Source organism: Enterobacter sp. T2, from assembly GCF_010692925.1.
GTDB classification, from domain to species: Bacteria; Pseudomonadota; Gammaproteobacteria; order Enterobacterales; family Enterobacteriaceae; genus Enterobacter; species Enterobacter kobei.
This window is the reverse complement of record NZ_CP048736.1, coordinates 4,241,370-4,262,459: the sequence shown is the minus strand read 5'-3', so window position 1 is coordinate 4,262,459 and position 21,090 is coordinate 4,241,370. Positions and strand designations below refer to the sequence as shown.

At 54.8% G+C, this 21,090-nt stretch carries 23 protein-coding genes and 1 pseudogene; 12 read left to right on the top strand and 12 right to left on the bottom strand.

Annotation, left to right across the window (positions count from 1 at the left end; translation table 11 throughout):
* Nucleotides 1-15: 15 nt before the first annotated feature.
* Nucleotides 16-1,527, bottom strand: coding sequence for a leucyl aminopeptidase (gene pepA / locus G0034_RS20400; protein ID WP_014885403.1), 1,512 nt, complete (start codon nucleotides 1,525-1,527; stop codon nucleotides 16-18).
* A 266-nt stretch (nucleotides 1,528-1,793) separates the two neighbouring features.
* Here pepA and lptF point away from each other — a divergent pair, with 266 nt between their 5' ends.
* From lptF to mtgA, 5 genes are all read left to right on the top strand, one after another.
* The gene (gene lptF / locus G0034_RS20395) at nucleotides 1,794-2,894 is read left to right on the top strand and encodes an LPS export ABC transporter permease LptF (RefSeq protein WP_014885402.1); all 1,101 of its coding nucleotides are present in this window, start codon (nucleotides 1,794-1,796) and stop codon (nucleotides 2,892-2,894) included.
* Entirely contained in the window at nucleotides 2,894-3,976 is a 1,083-nt protein-coding gene (gene lptG, locus G0034_RS20390) for an LPS export ABC transporter permease LptG (RefSeq protein WP_014885401.1), read from the top strand. The genes lptF and lptG overlap by 1 nt, the downstream gene beginning before the upstream one ends.
* A 135-nt stretch (nucleotides 3,977-4,111) precedes the next feature.
* Nucleotides 4,112-6,445 (top strand): aerobic respiration two-component sensor histidine kinase ArcB, encoded by a 2,334-nt coding sequence (arcB, locus tag G0034_RS20385; protein ID WP_179121236.1) that lies wholly within the window; start codon nucleotides 4,112-4,114, stop codon nucleotides 6,443-6,445.
* A gap of 232 nt (nucleotides 6,446-6,677) precedes the next feature.
* Nucleotides 6,678-7,331 carry an isoprenoid biosynthesis glyoxalase ElbB gene (elbB, locus tag G0034_RS20380; RefSeq protein ID WP_014885399.1) on the top strand — a complete coding sequence of 218 codons (654 nt, stop codon included), beginning with the start codon at nucleotides 6,678-6,680 and terminating at the stop codon, nucleotides 7,329-7,331.
* The gene (gene mtgA, locus G0034_RS20375) at nucleotides 7,328-8,053 is read left to right on the top strand and encodes a monofunctional biosynthetic peptidoglycan transglycosylase (protein WP_179121235.1); all 726 of its coding nucleotides are present in this window, start codon (nucleotides 7,328-7,330) and stop codon (nucleotides 8,051-8,053) included. Before elbB ends, mtgA begins: the two co-directional genes overlap by 4 nt.
* A 38-nt stretch (nucleotides 8,054-8,091) precedes the next feature.
* Here mtgA and npr read toward each other — a convergent pair whose 3' ends face one another.
* The 11 genes from npr to G0034_RS20320 form a co-directional block, all read right to left on the bottom strand.
* Nucleotides 8,092-8,364 (bottom strand): PTS phosphocarrier protein NPr, encoded by a 273-nt coding sequence (gene npr / locus G0034_RS20370; protein ID WP_003861872.1) that lies wholly within the window; start codon nucleotides 8,362-8,364, stop codon nucleotides 8,092-8,094.
* Nucleotides 8,361-9,215 (bottom strand): RNase adapter RapZ, encoded by an 855-nt coding sequence (gene rapZ / locus G0034_RS20365; protein ID WP_014885397.1) that lies wholly within the window; start codon nucleotides 9,213-9,215, stop codon nucleotides 8,361-8,363. The genes npr and rapZ overlap by 4 nt, the downstream gene beginning before the upstream one ends.
* A 45-nt stretch (nucleotides 9,216-9,260) precedes the next feature.
* On the bottom strand, nucleotides 9,261-9,752 hold the full coding sequence (gene ptsN / locus G0034_RS20360) for a PTS IIA-like nitrogen regulatory protein PtsN (RefSeq protein ID WP_008501443.1): 492 nt from the start codon (nucleotides 9,750-9,752) through the stop codon (nucleotides 9,261-9,263).
* Nucleotides 9,753-9,834: 82 nt separating this feature from the next.
* A complete protein-coding gene (gene hpf / locus G0034_RS20355) occupies nucleotides 9,835-10,122 on the bottom strand; it encodes a ribosome hibernation promoting factor (protein ID WP_014171818.1) in 288 nt (95 codons plus the stop codon).
* A 22-nt stretch (nucleotides 10,123-10,144) separates the two neighbouring features.
* On the bottom strand, nucleotides 10,145-11,578 hold the full coding sequence (rpoN, locus tag G0034_RS20350) for an RNA polymerase factor sigma-54 (protein ID WP_014885396.1): 1,434 nt from the start codon (nucleotides 11,576-11,578) through the stop codon (nucleotides 10,145-10,147).
* Nucleotides 11,579-11,625: 47 nt separating this feature from the next.
* Nucleotides 11,626-12,351, bottom strand: coding sequence for an LPS export ABC transporter ATP-binding protein (lptB, locus tag G0034_RS20345; RefSeq protein ID WP_014885395.1), 726 nt, complete (start codon nucleotides 12,349-12,351; stop codon nucleotides 11,626-11,628).
* A 6-nt stretch (nucleotides 12,352-12,357) separates the two neighbouring features.
* Complete coding sequence (gene lptA / locus G0034_RS20340; protein WP_023331402.1) at nucleotides 12,358-12,912, bottom strand: lipopolysaccharide ABC transporter substrate-binding protein LptA; 555 nt, start codon at nucleotides 12,910-12,912, stop codon at nucleotides 12,358-12,360.
* Nucleotides 12,881-13,456 carry an LPS export ABC transporter periplasmic protein LptC gene (gene lptC / locus G0034_RS20335; RefSeq protein WP_014885393.1) on the bottom strand — a complete coding sequence of 192 codons (576 nt, stop codon included), beginning with the start codon at nucleotides 13,454-13,456 and terminating at the stop codon, nucleotides 12,881-12,883. The genes lptA and lptC overlap by 32 nt, the downstream gene beginning before the upstream one ends.
* Nucleotides 13,453-14,019, bottom strand: a complete 567-nt coding sequence (kdsC, locus tag G0034_RS20330) for a 3-deoxy-manno-octulosonate-8-phosphatase KdsC (protein WP_023331400.1) — start codon at nucleotides 14,017-14,019, stop codon at nucleotides 13,453-13,455. Before kdsC ends, lptC begins: the two co-directional genes overlap by 4 nt.
* A 14-nt stretch (nucleotides 14,020-14,033) precedes the next feature.
* Nucleotides 14,034-15,020, bottom strand: coding sequence for an arabinose-5-phosphate isomerase KdsD (gene kdsD / locus G0034_RS20325; protein ID WP_050861515.1), 987 nt, complete (start codon nucleotides 15,018-15,020; stop codon nucleotides 14,034-14,036).
* A gap of 13 nt (nucleotides 15,021-15,033) precedes the next feature.
* Nucleotides 15,034-16,011, bottom strand: coding sequence for a calcium/sodium antiporter (locus G0034_RS20320; RefSeq protein WP_045134767.1), 978 nt, complete (start codon nucleotides 16,009-16,011; stop codon nucleotides 15,034-15,036).
* Between the two features lie 227 nt (nucleotides 16,012-16,238).
* On the opposite strand from G0034_RS20320, the pseudogene mlaF reads away from it, so the two are divergent.
* The 7 genes and pseudogenes from mlaF (at nucleotide 16,239) to murA (ending at nucleotide 21,030) form a co-directional block, all read left to right on the top strand.
* Nucleotides 16,239-17,050: pseudogene (gene mlaF, locus G0034_RS20315) on the top strand (phospholipid ABC transporter ATP-binding protein MlaF).
* Between the two features lie 7 nt (nucleotides 17,051-17,057).
* Complete coding sequence (gene mlaE, locus G0034_RS20310; protein ID WP_032635433.1) at nucleotides 17,058-17,840, top strand: lipid asymmetry maintenance ABC transporter permease subunit MlaE; 783 nt, start codon at nucleotides 17,058-17,060, stop codon at nucleotides 17,838-17,840.
* Nucleotides 17,841-17,844: 4 nt separating this feature from the next.
* A complete protein-coding gene (mlaD, locus tag G0034_RS20305) occupies nucleotides 17,845-18,393 on the top strand; it encodes an outer membrane lipid asymmetry maintenance protein MlaD (RefSeq protein ID WP_014885388.1) in 549 nt (182 codons plus the stop codon).
* 17 nt (nucleotides 18,394-18,410) lie between these two features.
* Nucleotides 18,411-19,046, top strand: coding sequence for a phospholipid-binding protein MlaC (mlaC, locus tag G0034_RS20300; RefSeq protein WP_014885387.1), 636 nt, complete (start codon nucleotides 18,411-18,413; stop codon nucleotides 19,044-19,046).
* Nucleotides 19,046-19,339 (top strand): lipid asymmetry maintenance protein MlaB, encoded by a 294-nt coding sequence (mlaB, locus tag G0034_RS20295; RefSeq protein ID WP_014885386.1) that lies wholly within the window; start codon nucleotides 19,046-19,048, stop codon nucleotides 19,337-19,339. Before mlaC ends, mlaB begins: the two co-directional genes overlap by 1 nt.
* A 126-nt stretch (nucleotides 19,340-19,465) precedes the next feature.
* Nucleotides 19,466-19,720 carry a BolA family iron metabolism protein IbaG gene (ibaG, locus tag G0034_RS20290; RefSeq protein ID WP_008501458.1) on the top strand — a complete coding sequence of 85 codons (255 nt, stop codon included), beginning with the start codon at nucleotides 19,466-19,468 and terminating at the stop codon, nucleotides 19,718-19,720.
* A gap of 50 nt (nucleotides 19,721-19,770) precedes the next feature.
* Nucleotides 19,771-21,030 (top strand): UDP-N-acetylglucosamine 1-carboxyvinyltransferase, encoded by a 1,260-nt coding sequence (murA, locus tag G0034_RS20285; protein ID WP_014885385.1) that lies wholly within the window; start codon nucleotides 19,771-19,773, stop codon nucleotides 21,028-21,030.
* Nucleotides 21,031-21,090: the final 60 nt, after the last annotated feature.

The window sequence follows — 21,090 nt, the reverse complement described above, 5'->3', positions numbered from 1 at the left end:
ACCCGGCGTTTTACATCACTCGTCGCCGTTAAAACCCGCACGATTGAGCAGGAACTGCGACAGCAGCGCCACCGGACGACCGGTGGCGCCTTTGGCTTTACCGGAGCGCCATGCGGTACCCGCGATATCCAGGTGTGCCCAGTTATACTTGCGGGTGAAGCGTGCCAGGAAGCAGCCCGCGGTGATAGCCCCGCCAGGACGACCGCCGATGTTCGCCATATCCGCAAAGTTAGACTCCAGCTGTTCCTGGTACTCGTCACCCAGCGGCAGACGCCATGCGCGATCGCCAGCCTGTTCAGATGCCCCGATAAGCTCGTGCGCCAGCGGATTGTGGTTCGACATCAGTCCGGTGATGTGGTGGCCCAGTGCAATCACGCAGGCACCCGTCAATGTGGCGACGTCAATCACCGCTTCAGGCTCGAAGCGCTCAACGTAGGTCAGCACGTCGCACAGCACCAGACGGCCTTCGGCATCGGTGTTCAGCACTTCAACGGTCTGGCCTGACATCGTGGTCAGCACGTCACCCGGACGATAGGCGCGTCCGCCAGGCATGTTTTCGCAGCCTGCCAGAACGCCGATCACGTTAATGGGCAGCTGGAGCTCCGCGACCATGCGCATCACGCCGTAAACCGCCGCCGCGCCGCACATGTCGTACTTCATCTCATCCATGCCTTCGGCAGGCTTGATGGAGATGCCGCCGGAGTCGAAGGTCAGGCCTTTACCGACGAGCACGACAGGGCGCGCATCTTCGGACGGGTTGCCCTTGTATTCGATGACCGACATTAAGGATTCGTTCTGCGAGCCGTTGCCGACCGCCAGATAGGAGTGCATCCCCAGCTCTTTCATCTGCTGTTCACCGATGACGCGAGTGATGACGTTTTTGCTGTAGGAGTCTGCCAGCTGGCGCGCCTGAGAGGCCAGATAGGCAGCGTTACAGATGTTCGGCGGCATGTTGCCGAGGTCTTTCGCCGCTTTAATACCGGCGGCAATCGCCAGACCATGCTGAATAGCGCGTTCGCCGCTGGTCAGTTCGCGACGGGTTGGCACATTGAAGACCATTTTACGCAGCGGACGACGCGGCTCGCTTTTATTGGTCTTCAGCTGATCGAAGCTGTACAGGCTCTCTTTTGCGGTTTCGACCGCCTGACGGACTTTCCAGTAAGTGTTACGGCCTTTAACGTGCAGCTCGGTCAGGAAGCAGACGGCTTCCATTGAACCGGTATCATTCAGCGTATTAATGGTTTTCTGAATGACCTGCTTATACTGACGCTCGTCCAGCTCGCGCTCTTTGCCGCAGCCAATCAGTAGAATACGCTCTGACAGGACGTTTGGAACATGGTGCAGTAACAGCGTCTGCCCAGGTTTGCCTTCCAGTTCGCCACGGCGCAGCAGGGCGCTGATATAGCCGTCACTGATTTTATCGAGTTGCTCGGCGATCGGGGAGAGTCGGCGTGGTTCAAAGACACCCACAACGATGCAGGCACTCCGCTGTTTCTCCGGGCTACCGCTTTTTACACTGAACTCCATGCACTACGCTCCTGAATCTTAAAGACAACAGCGGCTGCTACGGATAGAATTGAAACCTTTCGTAACTCATGTCCGCTGTTGTGGTGACTTCGTGTTAATCTTACGTTACTACGGTTTCGACACGTCAGAAAAAGTCCTGAAGCGTGAATCCGCCGGATGTTTTAATCTTAGCGATGATTTCGACGACTCAAGAGAATAAATGACGTTTAAGCCATGAAACAAGCGATTTTCCAGCAAAGAGACGGGTTTTTACGGGCGTATTTAAAGTGATAATCATAAGATATCTGGTGCGGGAGACGCTCAAAAGCCAACTGGCGATCCTCTTCATCCTGCTGCTGATTTTTTTCTGTCAGAAGCTGGTTAAGATCCTCGGTGCGGCCGTTGACGGCGAAATTCCAACGAATCTGGTGCTTTCCCTGCTTGGTTTAGGGATCCCGGAAATGGCGCAGCTGATCCTGCCGCTGAGTCTTTTCCTCGGCCTGCTCATGACGCTCGGCAAGCTGTACACCGAGAGTGAAATCACGGTGATGCATGCCTGTGGCCTGAGCAAAGCCGTACTGGTGAAAGCGGCGATGATACTGGCGCTGTTCACGGGGATCGTGGCGGCAGTGAATGTGATGTGGGCGGGCCCCATGTCTTCTCGTCATCAGGACGAAGTGCTGGCCGAAGCGAAAGCGAACCCCGGCATGGCGGCGTTAGCGCAGGGGCAGTTCCAGCAGGCGACCGACGGTAACTCTGTGCTGTTCATTGAGAGCGTTGACGGCAGTAAATTCAACGATGTATTCCTGGCCCAGCTGCGACCTAAAGGTAACGCGCGTCCATCCGTCGTGGTGGCAGATTCCGGTCAGCTGGCGCAGAGTAAAGATGGTTCGCAGATTGTCACGCTGAATAAAGGCACTCGCTTTGAAGGCACCGCGATGCTGCGCGACTTCCGTATTACGGATTTCCAGAACTATCAGGCTATTATCGGCCATCAGGCGGTGGCGCTCGATCCGACGGATACCGAGCAAATGGATATGCGTACATTGTGGAACACCGACACCGACAGAGCGCGTGCAGAGTTCCACTGGCGTATTACGCTCGTATTCACCGTGTTTATGATGGCACTGATTGTGGTTCCGCTGAGCGTGGTGAACCCGCGTCAGGGGCGCGTGCTCTCTATGCTGCCAGCGATGCTGCTTTACCTGATCTATTTCCTGCTGCAAACCTCTATTCGCTCTAACGGCGCGAAGGGTAAGCTGGATCCTATGGTCTGGACGTGGTTCGTTAACAGCTTGTACATCTTACTGGCGCTGGGATTAAACCTGTGGGATACGGTGCCAGTGCGCCGCATACGTGCCCGGTTTTCGCGTAAAGGAGCCATCTAATGCAGGCGTTTGGCGTTCTTGACCGCTATATCGGTAAAACCATTTTTACCACCATCATGATGACGTTGTTCATGCTGGTGTCGCTCTCCGGCATTATCAAATTTGTCGACCAGCTGAAAAAAGCCGGGCAGGGCAGTTATGACGCGCTGGGCGCGGGGATGTACACCCTGCTCAGCGTGCCAAAAGATGTGCAGATCTTCTTCCCAATGGCGGCCCTGCTGGGGGCACTCCTCGGGCTGGGCATGCTGGCACAGCGCAGCGAGCTGGTGGTGATGCAGGCCTCAGGCTTTACCCGTATGCAGGTTGCGCTGTCGGTAATGAAAACCGCTATCCCGCTGGTGCTGTTGACCATGGCGATTGGTGAGTGGGTGGCACCGCAGGGCGAGCAGATGGCGCGTAACTATCGTGCTCAGGCCATGTACGGTGGTTCACTACTCTCGACGCAGCAAGGGCTGTGGGCGAAAGATGGTAAAAACTTCGTCTACATCGAACGGGTAAAAGGCGATGATGAACTGGGCGGCGTGAGCATCTACGCCTTCAATGACCAGCGCCGCCTGGAGTCAGTACGACATGCCTCTTCGGCAAAGTTTGACCCCGAACATAAGCAGTGGCGTTTGTCGCAGGTGGATGAATCTGACCTGACCGATCCAAAACAGATCACCGGTTCGCAGACCGTCAGCGGCACGTGGAAGACCAACCTCACGCCGGATAAACTCGGCGTCGTGGCGCTGGATCCTGATGCGCTCTCTATCAGCGGCTTGCACAACTATGTGAAGTACCTGAAGGCGAGCGGGCAGGATGCCGGACGTTATCAGCTCAACATGTGGAGCAAGATCTTCCAGCCGATGTCCGTGGCGGTAATGATGCTGATGGCGCTGTCGTTTATCTTCGGTCCGCTGCGTAGCGTACCGATGGGCGTGCGCGTGGTGACGGGGATCAGCTTCGGCTTTGTCTTCTACGTTCTCGATCAGATCTTCGGACCGCTGACGCTGGTGTACGGTATCCCGCCGATTATTGGCGCGCTGCTGCCGAGTGCCAGTTTCTTCCTGATCAGTCTCTGGCTGCTTTTGAAACGCTCCTGACAGACCTCTCCTCGCTTCCGGTTGACCGGGAGCGAGGCTAATCTCCTGTTTCACCCCGCACTTTTTCTCACAACCTTCAACGCCCTGCCCCGAATTTGAGTATTATTGAGCGATAAAGTCGTGAAGGGATCCTCTATGAAGCAAATTCGAATGCTTGCCCAGTATTACGTCGACCTGATGATGAAGCTTGGGCTGGTGCGTTTCTCCATGCTGCTGGCGCTGGCGCTGGTCGTTCTGGCCATTGTCGTGCAAATGGCCGTCACCATGGTTCTGCATGGCCAGGTTGAGAGTATCGACGTCATCCGCTCTATCTTCTTTGGCTTGCTTATTACCCCCTGGGCCGTCTATTTCCTTTCCGTCGTGGTTGAACAGCTTGAGGAGTCTCGTCAGCGCTTGTCAAAACTGGTGGATAAACTGGAGGAGATGCGCGAGCGCGATCTGAAACTCAACGTTCAGCTTAAAGACAATATTGCGCAGCTGAATCAGGAAATTTCAGATCGTGAGAAGGCGGAGGCGGAGCGTCAGGCCACGCTGGAACAGCTGAAAGTTGAAATGAAAGAGCTCGAGGTGACGCAGATCCAGCTTGAGCAGCAATCCTCTTTCCTGCGTTCGTTCCTGGATGCTTCGCCGGATCTGGTGTTCTACCGCAACGAAGATAAAGAGTTTTCCGGCTGTAACCGGGCAATGGAACTCCTGACCGGAAAAAGCGAGAAGCAGTTGATTCATCTGAAGCCGCAGGACGTTTACTCTGAGGAGGCGGCCGCCAAGGTCATGGAAACGGACGAAAAAGTGTTCCGACATAACGTCTCGCTGACCTACGAGCAGTGGCTGGATTATCCGGATGGCCGCAAAGCCTGCTTTGAGATCCGTAAGGTGCCCTATTATGACCGCGTAGGGAAACGCCACGGCCTGATGGGCTTCGGCCGTGATATCACCGAGCGTAAGCGCTATCAGGATGCCCTGGAGCGCGCCAGCCGCGATAAAACCACCTTTATCTCCACCATTAGCCACGAACTGCGTACGCCGCTCAATGGCATTGTGGGGCTGAGCCGTATTTTGCTGGATACCGATCTCACTGCAGAGCAGGAAAAGTACCTGAAAACAATTCATGTCTCGGCGGTTACGCTGGGTAATATCTTCAACGATATTATCGATATGGATAAGATGGAACGCCGTAAGGTTCAGCTTGATAACCAGCCGATTGATTTCACCAGTTTCCTTGCCGATCTGGAAAATCTGTCTGGTCTTCAGGCGCAGCAGAAAGGGCTGAGGTTCGTCATGGAGCCCACCCTGCCGCTGCCGCATAAAGTGGTTACCGACGGTACGCGGTTGCGCCAGATCCTGTGGAACCTGATCAGCAACGCGGTGAAATTTACCCAGAAAGGGCAGGTGGCGGTGCGTATCCGCTATGACGCAGGCGACATGCTGCACTTCGAGGTGGAGGACTCCGGGATCGGTATTCCACAGGAAGAGCAGGACAAAATTTTCGCGATGTACTACCAGGTGAAGGACAGCAACGGCGGAAAACCTGCCACCGGGACCGGTATTGGCCTGGCGGTGTCTAAACGGCTGGCGAAGAGCATGGGCGGTGATATTACCGTTGCCAGCCAGCCGGGCAAAGGATCGACCTTTACGCTGACGGTGCATGCGCCAGCGGTGGCGGAAGAAGTTGAGGATACCTTTGAAAACGACGATATGCCGCTGCCAGCCCTGCACGTCCTGCTGGTGGAAGATATTGAGCTGAACGTCATTGTGGCGCGCTCGGTGCTGGAAAAACTGGGCAACAGCGTGGATGTGGCAATGACCGGTAAAGCCGCGCTGGAGATGTTTACACCGGGCGAATATGACCTCGTTCTGCTGGATATCCAGTTGCCGGATATGACCGGGCTGGATATCTCGCGTGAACTGACGCGTCAGTACGCGGCTGACGAACTGCCGCCGCTGGTGGCGCTAACGGCAAACGTACTGAAAGACAAAAAAGAGTATCTCGACGCCGGTATGGACGATGTACTCAGCAAGCCGCTGGCGGTGCCTGCTCTGACCGCCATGATCAAGAAGTTCTGGGACACCCGTGATGAAGAGGAGAGCACCATGACGTCTGTTGATAGCGCAAAAGCCCAAACGATACTCGATACCGCGATGCTGGAGCAGTACATTGACCTGGTCGGCCCGAAACTGATTACCGACGGTCTGGCTGTGTTTGAAAAAATGATGCCGGGCTATCTGAGCGTGCTGGAGTCAAACCTGACGGCACGGGACCAGAAGGGCATCGTGGAAGAAGGGCATAAAATCAAAGGGGCCGCCGGCTCGGTCGGGTTACGTCACCTGCAGCAGCTGGGTCAACAGATTCAGTCGCCTGATTTACCCGCCTGGGAAGATAACGTGGGTGATTGGGTTGAAGAGATGAAACAAGAGTGGCAGAACGATGTGGCGGTGCTTAAAGCCTGGGTGGACGCCAGAAAAAAATGACCCCGGTTTAACCGGGGTGCGCGAATACTGCGCCAACACCAGGGAAATCGTGGCTGCGCCTGTTTTTAAACGTTATTTTCGAATGGGCGCCGCCTGAAAAATTTAGGCCGCACGCAGATAAGATAGCAAATCTTAAATGGTTTGTTACATGAATCAGTGAAATGTGTGAAGCATAGCGTTTTAATCAAAATTATTAATGTGCTTCAGCAAGTTGCAAAGAAGGATCGTCAAGATGAAAAAAATGGGTGTCGTCCTGAGCGGATGCGGTGTTTATGATGGCTCAGAGATACATGAAGCCGTAATTACCCTACTGGCTCTGGCAAAACAGGGTGCAGAGGTGATGTGTTTTGCGCCAGATAAAAATCAGGCGGATGTCATTAACCATCTGACCGGCGAGCCAATGGCCGAAACCCGTAATGTGTTGATTGAAGCCGCGCGTATTGCCCGGGGAGAAATTCGTCCGCTGGCCCAGGCAAATGCTGCTGAACTGGATGCGCTCATTGTGCCGGGTGGCTTTGGTGCCGCGAAAAATCTCAGCACTTTTGCTGCTGAAGGCGCGGCTTGCAAGGTGGACGCGGATTTAAAAGCGCTGGCGCAGGCGATGCATGCGGCGGGTAAGCCGCTGGGCTTTATCTGCATTGCACCGGCCATGCTGCCAAACATTTTTGATTTCCCCTTACGGCTGACAATCGGGACCGATATCGATACTGCTGAGGTCATCGAGGAGATGGGTGGCGAACACGTTCCGTGCCCGGTCGATGACATTGTCGTGGATGAAGAGAACAAAATTGTCACCACGCCCGCGTACATGCTGGCGCAGAATATCGCGCAAGCGGCTGAGGGTATTGAAAAACTGGTAGCCCGGGTACTGGTGCTGACGGAATGAGCCGACAGTCTTCCGCAGGAAAATGGGTGAAATACCTTCTTTTGCGCATCGTACTCGTGCTGGCGGTGTTCTGGGGGGGCGGACTGGCCGTGTTCAGCATTTTGCCAGTACCGTTTTCAGCCGTTATGGTTGAGCGTCAGCTCAGCGCGTGGTTCTCCGGTGATTTTGGCTATGTCGCGCATTCTGACTGGGTGAGTACGGACGAGATCTCACCGTGGATGGGGCTGGCAGTCATCGCGGCGGAAGATCAGAAGTTCCCGGAGCACTGGGGGTTCGATGTGGCCGCGATTGAAAAGGCGCTTGCCCATAACGAACGCCATGAAAATCGCGTGCGCGGTGCGTCTACCCTGTCGCAACAGACGGCAAAAAATCTGTTCCTGTGGGATGGCCGAAGCTGGGTGCGAAAAGGGCTGGAAGCGGGGCTGACCCTGGGAATGGAAACCATCTGGAGCAAAAAGCGCATTCTGACCGTCTATCTCAATATTGCCGAGTTTGGGGAGGGGGTATTTGGTGTCGAAGCTGCATCACAACGCTATTTTAATAAACCTGCCAGCAGGCTAAGCATGTCGGAGGCCGCGCTGTTAGCCGCTGTACTGCCTAATCCTCTTCGCTTTAAGGCCAGTGCCCCATCAGGCTACGTGCGAAGCCGTCAGGCGTGGATCATGCGTCAGATGCGACAGCTGGGTGGAGAGGGGTTTATGCAGCGTAATCATCTGATGTAGGGCGGGTAAGCGCAGCGCCACCCGCCAGAATGGCAGACCTAATCTTCGTCAAACCCGGCATTAAACAGCGCAATCACCGCCGCCAGCGCTTCCTCTTCCTGAGGGCCGGTGGCTTCGACCTCAATCTGGCGCCCTTTGGCAGAATCCAGCATCAGCAGGGCGATAACGCTGTTCGCTTCCGCTTCGGTGCCTTCATCATTGCGCAACAGAACTTCTGCATCAAAACCCTGCATCAGCTCAAACAGTTTCATCGCCGGGCGTGCATGCATTCCCAGCTTGTTGGTGATCTCAACGGTTTGTTTTACGGTCATGTTTTACGTTTTTCCAGCGTGCGATGACGGGACTGAACGTTCTTGCCGCGCGAGCGGAAATAGTCGGCCAGCTGTTCGGCAATGTAGACCGAACGATGTTTACCGCCGGTACAGCCAATCGCCACCGTCAGGTAGCTACGATTGTTTGTCTCCAGCATAGGTAACCATAGCTCAAGGTAGCTTCGCGTCTGGTAGATAAAATTGTGAACTTCTGTGTGCCTGTCGAGGAACGCCGCAACGGGTTTATCCAGGCCGGTCATAGGACGCAGTTTAGGATCCCAGTGCGGGTTCGGCAGGAAGCGCACGTCGAAAACATAGTCCGCATCAATCGGAATACCGTGCTTAAAGCCAAAGGATTCGAACACCATCGTCAGTTCGCGCTCGCGTTTGCCCAGCAGGCGGGTACGCAGCATTTCCGCCAGTTCATGAACGGACATCTCTGAGGTATCGACAATCAGGTCGGCGCGTGAACGCAGCGGTTCCAGCAGATCGCTCTCTTCGTCGATGGCGCTTTCCAGCGAGAGATTTTTACTGGAAAGCGGGTGCAAACGCCGGGTATCGCTGTAGCGGCGGATCAGGGTATTGCGATCGGCATCGAGAAACAGCAGTTGAGGCGAGAACGCGTCAGGCAGGTTACTCATTGCCTGCTCGAAGATTTCAGGCGACTCGGGCATGTTACGAACGTCGATACTGACGGCAGCAGAGGTTTGTCTCTCCGCCAGGGTACGCGCCAGATCGGGCAATAACACCACCGGCAGGTTATCTACGCAGTAAAAACCCATGTCTTCCAGCGCGCGCAGGGCAACGGATTTCCCCGACCCTGAACGACCGCTGACAATCATCAGCACCATGTTCCGTTTCTCCTCAGGACAACAGATGTGAAGGCCATCTCCTGGTTACGCGTCATCCTGATTGCCTTCTGCTTCAGTGATAATCTGATAAAGCTCTTCATCACTTTGGGCTGAGCGCAGTCGACGGCAGATGGTTTTATCGGCCAGACGTTTAGCGACCAGCGAAAGCGTGTGTAGATGGGTTTTGGTCTGGTCGGCAGGAACCAGCAGCGCGAAGAGGAGATCGACGGGCTGATTATCAATGGCATCAAAGGCAATTGGCGTTTCCAGTTGCACAAACACACCGACGGCACGCAGGGTGTCCTCTTCCAGTTTGCCGTGCGGGATCGCGATGCCGTTGCCGATACCGGTACTGCCCATCTTTTCACGGGTCAGGATCGCTTCGAACACCACCTGCGGCGGCAGGCCCAGCTGTTTTGCAGCCAGTTCACTGATGATCTCCAGCGCACGTTTTTTGCTCTGGCAGTGAACGGCACTGCGGGTACATTCCTGGTTAAGGACATTGCTCAGTTGAAGAGCGGAATCGTTGTTCATCATAATTTCACCTAAGCGCTAACTGTACAAATGGCCTGTTGTTTTTCACAACAGGCCGTCCTGCACCCGTTAACTGCCCGGACAATTAGTGTTGTTTCAGTTTATCTTTATGTTTATTGAGCTGTCGCGCAAGCTTATCAATCAAGCCGTCGATAGCAGCGTACATGTCTTGCCCTTCCGCACTGGCATGGAGTTCACCCCCGTTTACATGCAGGGTCGCATCCGAGATATGAGTCACTTTCTCCACTTTCAACACAACGTAGACCTGGTTGATCCTTTCGAAATACTGCTCGAGTTTCGCGAACTTAGCGTTCACAAAATCACGTAAGGCCTCAGTAATCTCGACATTGTGTCCTGTGATATTGAGCTGCATAGTGTCTTCCTTATCGGTTGTGTCAGACCAGTTGTTTACGCTGGTTTGACGGCGGAATGGATAAAGACTCTCGATACTTCGCAACAGTACGACGTGCCACCATAATACCCTGATCGGACAGCATGGTGGTTAACTTACTGTCACTCAGTGGCTTCGCGGGGTTCTCCGCGGCGATCAACTTCTTCACCAGTGCGCGAATCGCCGTTGACGACGCTTCGCCGCCGCCCTCGGTACTCACGTGGCTGGAGAAGAAATACTTAAGCTCAAAAATACCGCGCGGACTGTGCAGATACTTCTGCGTGGTGACGCGGGAAATGGTTGATTCATGCATCTCGACGGCCTGAGCGATATCCGCCAGTACCATCGGTTTCATATATTCTTCGCCCTGCTCAAAGAATGCCTGCTGCTGTTCGACGATACAGCGGCTCACGCGAAGCAGGGTATCATTTCGGCTCTCCAGACTCTTGATCAACCATCGCGCTTCCTGAAGGTTGCTACGAATATATTGATTATCGGCGTCGTTGCGCGCGCTGGTGCACATGGAGGCGTACTGCTGGTTGATTTGCAGGCGAGGGATGCTGTCAGAGTTCAGTTCAACGACCCAGCGGTCGTTATGTTTTCTGACCAGCACGTCCGGGATCACGTACTCGGGTTCACTCGTCTGGATCGACTGACCAGGCCGCGGATCGAGGGACTGAATCAGATTCACCGCCTCTTTCAGCACCTCTTCTTTGAGGCGCGTAACGCGCATCAGGCTACGAAAGTCGTGGTTAGCGAGAAGATCCAGATGATCGCTGATGATTAAGCGTGCTTCGTCGAGCCATGGCGTCTCTTTGCTGAACTGAGAAAGCTGGATCAGCAGGCAGTCGCGCAGATCTTTCGCTGCCACGCCTACGGGATCGAAACGCTGAATACGTTTCAGAACGGCTTCAATCTCTTCCAGCTCAATCTCTTCATCGCCCATGCTCTCCAGAATGTCGTCCAGCGTGACGGTCAGATAGCCGGTGTCATCAACGGCGTCGACAATGGAGGTGGCAATGGCACGATCGGTATCGGAGAACGGGGTCAGCTCCACCTGCCACATCAGGTAATCCTGCAGCGACTGGGTGGTTTCGCCCTGATAAACCGGTAGCTCATCGTCCTGGTAGTCTGCACGCGTACCGGAAGGGGTGCCGGCGGTATAAATTTCATCCCAGCTGGCATCCAGAGGAAGCTCGTCCGGCATCTCTTTTTGTTCGAGCGCATCTGCGGTGTCGAGCGATTCTGTATCCTGGGACTGCTGTGTATCTACCTCATCATGAAGATCGGCTTGCTCCAGCAGGGGATTGCTGTCCAGCGCTTGCTGGAGCTCCTGCTGGAGTTCTAAGGTGGACAGTTGCAACAGACGAATTGCCTGCTGTAACTGCGGCGTCATCGCCAGTTGTTGGCTGAGCCTTAATTGCAAACCTTGCTTCATGTTCAGAGCATTTTTCTCCGGTTCGGCGTTACGTTACCTCTACCCTATCAGAGTCTGAAGTCTTCCCCAAGATAGACGCGCTTAACATGATCGTTTTCGAGGATCTGCTGCGGCGTACCGTGGGCGATAAGATTGCCCTGGCTCACAATGTACGCGCGCTCACAGACGGCAAGCGTTTCACGCACGTTGTGGTCGGTGATCAGCACGCCAAGCCCGCTGTCACGCAGATGCTCAATGATACGTTTAATGTCGATGACGGAGATTGGGTCAACACCTGCAAACGGTTCATCCAGAAGGATAAATTTCGGGTTTGCAGCCAGCGCGCGCGCAATCTCAACACGACGACGTTCACCGCCGGACAATGCCTGGCCCAGGCTGTCGCGCAGGTGCTCGATGTGAAACTCTTCCATCAGCTCGTTGGCGCGATCCTGACGCTGTTCGCTGGTCAGGTCGTCACGAATTTGCAGAACCGCCATCAGGTTATCAAAGACGCTCAGACGGCGGAAAATAGAGGCTTCCTGCGGCAGATAGCCGATGCCACGACGCGCGCGCGCGTGCAGTGGCAGCAGGCTGATGTCTTCATCATCGATGATGATGTTGCCGGCATCACGCGGGACAATGCCAACCACCATGTAGAAGGTGGTGGTTTTACCCGCACCGTTAGGGCCAAGCAGGCCCACAATTTCGCCGGAGTTGACGGTCAGACTGACATCTTCTACGACACGGCGGCCCTTATAGGCCTTCGCGAGATTTTTTGCAGTTAATGTTGCCATAACGAATTAGTTACTCTTCTTCTGTGCCGGGGCCTGACCCTTGCCTTTATCCTGCAGCTGAGACGGAACCAGCACGGTGGTTACGCGTTTGCCTTTCTCGCTGGAGGCCTGCATTTTTTGCTCTTTCACCAGATAGGTGATCTTGTCGCCGGTAATGTTGCTGTCCAGCTGTTCCAGATACGCGTTTCCGGTCAGGATAACCAGGTCTTTCGCCAGCTCATAGTGCATATGCGAGGCGCGGCCTTTCACCGGCTTGCCGTTGTCCTGCATCTGGTAGAAGGTGGCCGGGTTGCCGTAACCATCAATGATCTCTTTGCCCTGCTCGCCACCCGGACGGGTAACGACCACTTTATCAGCGTTAATTTTGATGGTGCCCTGCGTCATCACGACGTTACCCGTGAAGGTGACGACGTTACCCTGCATATCGAGGGACTGAGTGTCAGACTCGATGTGGATCGGCTGGTCGGTATCACCCGTTACAGCAAGCGCGGGGAGACTGGCCGCCAGCATCGCGCTGGCGATAATTACTTTAAGGCTGAGTTTGTTTGTTTTGAATTTCATAGGAGGTTCTAACCTTTTCAATCAGCTCGGCGTTCTTGCTGCGTAAGTTCCCGCGCATTCTTAAACCGCTGGAATTAAATGTTGTGCCATACAGTGTGACCAGATCCTGCGAGGTCACGTCCTGGGTTACCAGGTTGATCTGGGCATTATCGGTCGTAATTTTCCGCAGTTGCGAGTCAGCGGTCAGGGCGTTGACTTCAACGTGGCCATACAGATAAAGCATACGGTCATTTGTCAGTTTGGCCCGATCTGACTTAATTGACCACGTCGGCACTTTGTCTTTATCGAATGTGGTCATGACGGGTTGGGTAAACCACGAAACGCCCTCATCGGAAAAATATTCCACATGCTGGGCAACCAGGCGATAGTTCAGCGCACCTTCCGGGCTATAGACCACGGTGTCGCTGTGATCGCTTTTGTAGGTTGGATCGTTATTGTTGATCACTTCCTTTTGCGTATCGTCGCGATCGGCCAGGTTCACGCCAATCAATACCAGTGCGACAAGCGAAAGCAGAATGATAACCCAACGTCTGGTTTTACTCATATTGATTGCCCTTTGGCCTCATCAAGCTTGCCCTGCGCCAGCAGAAGCAGGTCGCAGACTTCACGTACGGCACCGCGGCCACCGTTGATGTGGGTAACGTAGTCAGCGCGTGGGAGCAGCAACGGGTGAGCGTCAGCAACCGCAATGCTGAGACCGACTTCAGCCATCACTGGCCAGTCAATCAAATCGTCCCCGACATAGGCCACGTTTTCCGGCGCGATCGCCAGTTTACCCAGTAAATCGTTGAACGCTGCCATTTTATCGGATTGCCCCTGATACAGATGGGTAATCCCTAAGGTTTCACAGCGGTCTTCTACCAGTTTAGCTTTCCGCCCGGTGATGATAGCCACCTCGATACCCGAGGTGAGCGCGCAGCGAATTCCGTAGCCATCGCGGACGTTAAACGCTTTCAGCTCTTCGCCATGATTGCCCATGTAAATCAGGCCATCGGAGAGTACGCCATCGACATCAAGGATGAGCAGACGAATATTTTCCGCCTTTGCCATCATCTGGGTACTAACCGGTCCATAACAGGTTGCAAGGGATGCACCCGCATTACTCATTGTCTTATCCTTCATTACACTACGCCTGCGCGCAGCAGATCATGCATATGTACCACACCCAGCAACTGGTCGCCATCGGCAACCATAACGGAGGTGATATTGCGGGACTGCATCAGGTTCAGCACATCCACGGCCAGCGTACCCGGACGCACGCGAATCCCGCCGGGCGTCATGACATCGGCAATGCCAAGTGTACGGACATCTACACCCATGTCGAACACGCGACGCAGGTCGCCATCGGTGAAGATCCCCTGAATTTTCATCAGGTCGTCACACACGACCGTCATGCCCAGATTCTTGCGGGTGATTTCCAGCAGCGCATCACGCAGGGAGGCCTCTTTACTGACGTGAGGGATCTCATCCCCGGTGTGCATAATGTCGTTTACCCGAAGCAGCAGCTTGCGTCCCAGCGCGCCACCCGGGTGGGAAAGCGCGAAGTCCTCCGGCGTAAAACCACGCGCTTCCAGCAACGCAACGGCAAGTGCATCGCCCATGACCAGGGCCGCGGTGGTACTGGACGTTGGCGCCAGACCGAGAGGACAGGCTTCTTTGGGTACTTTTACGCACAGGTGAATATCGGCTGCACGCGCCATGCTGCTTTCCGGGCGGCTGGTCATGCAAATCAGCGGCACCTGCAGGCGCTTCAGTACCGGGATTAGCGCCAGGATTTCATTGGATTCACCGGAGTTGGACAGCGCGATGACAACATCCTGCGGCGTGACCATCCCCAGGTCGCCGTGTGCGGCTTCTCCCGGGTGGACAAAGAAGGAGGAGGTTCCGGTGCTGGCAAAGGTTGCCGCCATTTTGCGGCCAATATGACCGGATTTGCCCATCCCCATCACCACGACTTTACCGGCACAGTAAAACATCTTCTCACAGGCCAGACTAAAATCCTGATTAATGTACTGATCTAACTGCGCCAGACCTTCACGTTCAATCTCCAGAACGTCTTTGCCTGCTTTCTGAAAGTCAAAACCCGGCTGCAATTCTATTTGCGACATAATGCGTTTCCGTTTACCCAGAGAGAAGAGGCGAGAGCCAGTACAGCATCGCCATCCATACGATAAATCCACCTGTCAGCAGCGCACCTGCGCCTTTGCCGATCTGTCGTTGCCGCCGCCAGCAGAGCAGGGCGAATATCACGCTGACCAGCAACATCACTCCGTAATCGCGAGAGAATGCCAGAGGGTTGAAGGGCCCTGGCGTTATCAGGGCCGGCAGACCCATCACAATCGCGATATTAAATATGTTGGAACCGATGATATTACCAATGGCAATGTCATCTTCCCCTTTACGTGCCCCCGCAATGGCGGTGGCCAGCTCCGGCAGGCTGGTGCCGATAGCAATCACCGTCAGGCCAATCGTCAGTTCACTCATGGCGTAAAAGTTCGCCAGCACCGTCGCGTTATCCACGACCATGCGCGTTGCCATCGGCATAATAATCAGCGCAACGCCAAGCCAGAGCAGAGCGACCGGTAGCGTACCTTCGCGCGGGAGTTCGGCGACCTGCTCACGCGTGAGGCTGTCATGACCCAGCTTCTCAGCCTGGCGGGCGATTTTAACACTATACAGCAGCCAAATGACGGCCAGCGCCAGCAGGAAAATGCCGTCGCTGTAGCTCAGTACGCCATCATAAAATACGCAGCCTGCCAGCAGACTTACGATTAACATTAGCGGCAATTCCCGGCGCAGAACATCAGAATGCACGCGAAATGGATGGAGCAGCGCCGCCAGGCCCAGGATCAGTAAGATGTTGACGATGTTAGAGCCAATCGCGGTGCCAATTGCAAGGTCTAACTGACCGTGCAACGATGCCGAGACAGAGACGATGATTTCAGGAAGCGACGTGCCAACACTGACAACGGTCATCCCGATGACAACCGGCGGTACGCCCGTCAGGCGACACAGGATTGATGCAGCAAACACTAAACGGTCAGCACTGTAGACCACCAAAAGTAAACCAATTATTAACAGTGCTGTTGCTAAAAGCATCAAAAGTCCTTTCTTCAGGTATACTTGTCGGTCCATCGCGCGGGAATGGCTGGACTGCATACGGTCTGAGGCGTAACGAATTCCTAATTTTGACTTTATGCGCCGGAAAAGTAAAACAAATGCCAGCTTTCGCTAACCTCAATGGCTAATATTCTGTAAAAATGCTGAGTTTAGGGCTGATTCAGGCTGCACGCTTAAACGTGAGCAGGGTAAGAAAGGAACCATAAATGAGCCAAACGATGGCGAATTTAGTCGATGTTCGCGGTGTGAGTTTCTCGCGTAGTAATCGATTGATATTCGATGATATTTCGTTGACCGTACCACGTGGCAAAATTACCGCCATCATGGGGCCGTCCGGGATCGGTAAAACGACCCTTCTGCGCCTTATTGGTGGGCAGATACCACCTGACAGCGGTGAAATCCTCTTCGATGGCGAAAACATCCCGGAGATGTCGCGCTCGCGCCTGTATACTGTCCGCAAACGTATGAGTATGCTCTTTCAGTCGGGGGCGCTGTTCACCGACATGAACGTCTTTGATAACGTGGCTTATCCGCTGCGCGAACATACCAGCCTGCCGCCTGAACTGCTGAAAAGCACGGTGATGATGAAGCTTGAAGCTGTCGGTCTGCGGGGGCTGCGAAACTGATGCCTTCAGAACTGTCTGGCGGGATGGCGCGACGTGCCGCACTGGCGCGAGCCATTGCATTAGAACCCGATTTAATCATGTTCGACGAACCGTTTGTCGGACAGGATCCCATCACGATGGGCGTGCTGGTGAAGCTTATCTCTGAACTGAACAGCGCGCTCGGCGTAACCTGTATTGTGGTGTCTCACGATGTACCGGAAGTGTTGAGCATTGCCGATTACGCCTATATCGTGGCGGACAAAAAGATCGTCGCACACGGCAGCGCCCAGGCGCTTCAGGAAAATTGCGATCCGCGCGTGCGGCAATTCCTCGATGGTATTGCTGACGGACCCGTACCGTTCCGCTACCCGGCGGGCGATTATCGTGACGATTTACTGGGATTAGGGAGTTAAGCCACTCATGCTGTTAAATGCGTTGGCCGCCCTTGGACACCGTGGCATAAAAACCATCAGGACGTTCGGGCGTGCCGGATTAATGTTATTCAACGCGCTGGTTGGCAAGCCGGAGTTTCGCAAGCACGCGCCTCTGCTGGTGCGGCAGCTTTATAATGTCGGTGTGCTGTCGATGCTCATCATCATTGTCTCCGGCCTGTTTATCGGTATGGTGCTGGGGCTGCAGGGCTACCTCGTTCTGACCACCTACAGTGCGGAAACCAGCCTCGGGATGCTGGTGGCGCTCTCACTGCTGCGTGAACTGGGGCCGGTTGTGGCGGCGCTGCTGTTCGCCGGTCGTGCAGGGTCAGCACTCACGGCAGAAATTGGCCTGATGCGCGCCACCGAGCAACTCTCCAGCATGGAGATGATGGCGGTCGACCCGCTGCGTCGGGTCATCTCTCCGCGTTTCTGGGCGGGGGTGATCTCGTTACCGCTACTGACTGTTCTGTTTGTCGCCGTGGGGATCTGGGGTGGTTCGCTGGTGGGGGTCCACTGGAAAGGCATTGATGCCGGTTTCTTCTGGTCCGCCATGCAGGATGCCATCGATCTGCGAATGGACCTGGTTAACTGCCTGATTAAAAGCGTGGTATTTGCCATTACGGTCACCTGGATCGCCTTGTTCAATGGTTATGATGCCATTCCGACGTCGGCGGGCATTAGCCGTGCAACTACACGTACTGTCGTACATTCGTCGCTGGCCGTACTGGGTCTGGATTTTGTGCTCACCGCACTGATGTTTGGGAATTGAGTTCATGCAAACGAGAAAAAATGAAATTTGGGTCGGCGTGTTTCTGCTGCTGGCGCTGCTGGCCGCACTGTTTATCTGTCTGCGAGCGGCGGATATCACCTCAGTGCGCACCGAGCCGACATACCGTGTCTATGCCACCTTCGATAATATCGGCGGCCTGAAAGCGCGCTCACCGGTGCGTATTGGTGGCGTTGTTATCGGGCGTGTATCAGACATAACGCTTGATGAGAAAACGTATCTGCCGCGCGTTGCGATGGATATCGAAGAGCGTTACAACCACATTCCGGACACCAGCTCCCTGTCAATCCGTACTTCCGGCCTGCTGGGAGAGCAATACCTGGCGCTCAACGTTGGCTTTGAAGACCCTGAGCTTGGAACGACTATCCTTAAAGACGGTAGCGTTATCCAGGATACGAAGTCCGCGATGGTGCTGGAAGATATGATTGGTCAGTTCCTTTACAACAGTAAAGGGGATGATAAAAAGTCTGACGATGCCCCTGCGCAGAGTGAAGACCATACCAACGCTGCGCCGACCCCAGGTGCGACGAATTAATTCAGGAGAAGTCATTCATGTTTAAACGACTGTTAATGGTTGCCATGCTGGTCATTGCTCCCCTGACTGCGGCTCATGCTGCGGATCAAAGCAACCCGTACAAACTGATGGACGAAGCTGCGAAGAAAACCTTCGACCGTCTCAAAAACGAACAGCCAAAAATTCGCGCGAATCCTGATTATCTGCGTGACGTGGTAGACCAGGAACTGCTGCCCTATGTGCAGATCAAATATGCTGGTGCGCTGGTGCTGGGACGTTATTACAAAGATGCGACGCCTGCGCAGCGTGAAGCCTACTTTGCTGCGTTCCGTGAATACCTGAAACAGGCGTATGGTCAGGCGCTGGCGATGTACCACGGCCAGACCTATCAGATTGCTCCCGAGCAGCCGCTGGGTGATGCCACCATTGTGCCTATCCGCGTGACGATCAACGATCCTAACGGCCGTCCACCGGTGCGCCTGGATTTCCAGTGGCGTAAAAACAGCCAGACCGGGCACTGGCAGGCCTATGACATGATTGCCGAAGGGGTAAGCATGATCACCACCAAACAGAACGAGTGGAGTGACCTGCTGCGCACCAAAGGTATTGATGGCCTGACCGCGCAACTGCAGTCTATTGCGCGTCAGAAAATTACTCTGGACGAGAAAAAGTAATGTCGCAGCAACTCAGCTGGTCGCGTGAAGGTGAGACGTTAAAGCTGTCCGGTGAACTTGATCAGGACCTGCTGAACCCACTGTGGGATAAACGCCACGACGCGATGCAGGGCGTGACGCTCATCGACTTAACCGACGTCACGCGGGTGGATACGGCAGGTGTTGCGCTGCTCGCCCATCTGGTCGCTGTGGGGAAAAAGCAGGGGACAAGCGTCAGGCTTCATGGCGCGAGCGATAATGTCGTTACCCTTGCCCAACTCTACAATTTGCCTCCGGACGTCCTGCCTCGTTAATATTTTCAGTGCGTTACTTCCGAAAGCCCTGACAGTTTCATCGTCGGGGCTTTTTGCTTGTTTAAGACGACGCCACTTTGCTCTAAGATGTTGGGCTTGTTTTCACTATCAGATGATTAAGAACCCATGGAAAATCATGAAATCCAGACAGTGCTGATGAATGCACTCTCCCTTCAGGAAGCCCACGTCACTGGCGATGGCAGTCACTTCCAGGTTATTGCTGTGGGTGAGATGTTCGACGGTATGAGCCGTGTGAAGAAACAGCAGGCTGTGTACGCGCCGCTGATGGAATATATTGCGGATAACCGCATCCACGCCCTGTCGATTAAAGCGTTCACCCCGCAAGAGTGGGCACGCGATCGCAAACTAAACGGTTTTTGAGCTGAGGGCGACAGGCCCGCAGCACGGTTGAATTTATAAGAGAGCACACAATGGATAAATTTCGTGTACAGGGGCCAACGCGTCTCCAGGGCGAAGTCACAATTTCTGGCGCTAAAAACGCCGCGCTGCCAATCCTCTTTGCTGCGCTGCTCGCGGAAGAGCCGGTAGAAATTCAGAACGTACCGAAGCTGAAAGATATCGACACCACCATGAAGCTGCTCACCCAGCTGGGCACGAAAGTTGAGCGTAACGGTTCCGTCTGGATCGATGCCAGCAACGTGAACAACTTCTCTGCGCCTTACGATCTGGTGAAAACCATGCGTGCATCCATCTGGGCACTTGGCCCGCTGGTGGCGCGTTTTGGTCAGGGTCAGGTTTCACTGCCGGGCGGTTGCGCCATCGGTGCGCGTCCGGTTGATCTGCATATCTATGGTCTGGAGAAACTGGGCGCTGAGATCAAGCTGGAAGAAGGTTACGTTAAAGCCTCCGTCAACGGTCGTCTGAAAGGCGCGCACATTGTCATGGACAAAGTGAGCGTGGGCGCAACCGTCACCATCATGTCTGCGGCAACGCTGGCAGAAGGCACGACCATCATCGAAAACGCCGCGCGTGAACCAGAGATTGTGGATACTGCCAACTTCCTCGTGGCGCTGGGGGCGAAGATCTCCGGCCAGGGTACTGACCGTATCACCATCGAAGGCGTTGAGCGTCTGGGCGGCGGTGTGTATCGCGTTCTGCCCGACCGTATCGAAACCGGCACCTTCCTGGTGGCCGCAGCGATCTCTGGCGGTAAGATTGTTTGTCGCAACGCGCAGCCTGATACCCTGGATGCGGTGCTGGCGAAACTGCGTGATGCAGGCGCGGATATCGAAATCGGAGAAGACTGGATCAGCCTTGATATGCACGGTCAGCGTCCAAAAGCGGTCAATGTGCGTACGGCGCCGCATCCGGCGTTCCCAACGGACATGCAGGCGCAGTTCACCCTGTTGAACCTGGTTGCCGAAGGGACAGGCTTCATCACAGAGACCATTTTCGAGAACCGCTTTATGCACGTACCGGAACTGATCCGTATGGGTGCGCATGCTGAGATCGAGAGCAATACCGTGATTTGCCACGGCGTGGAGAAACTGTCAGGTGCTCAGGTGATGGCAACCGATCTGCGTGCGTCTGCAAGCCTGGTGCTGGCGGGGTGTATTGCGGAAGGTACCACGGTGGTGGATCGTATTTACCACATCGATCGTGGTTATGAGCGTATCGAAGACAAACTGCGCGCGCTGGGTGCCAATATCGAGCGTGTGAAGGGCGAGTAATCGTTCCGGCAGCCCCCTGCCAGAGATGACCGGGGGGTTGCTGTTCCTGCTAAAAAGCGC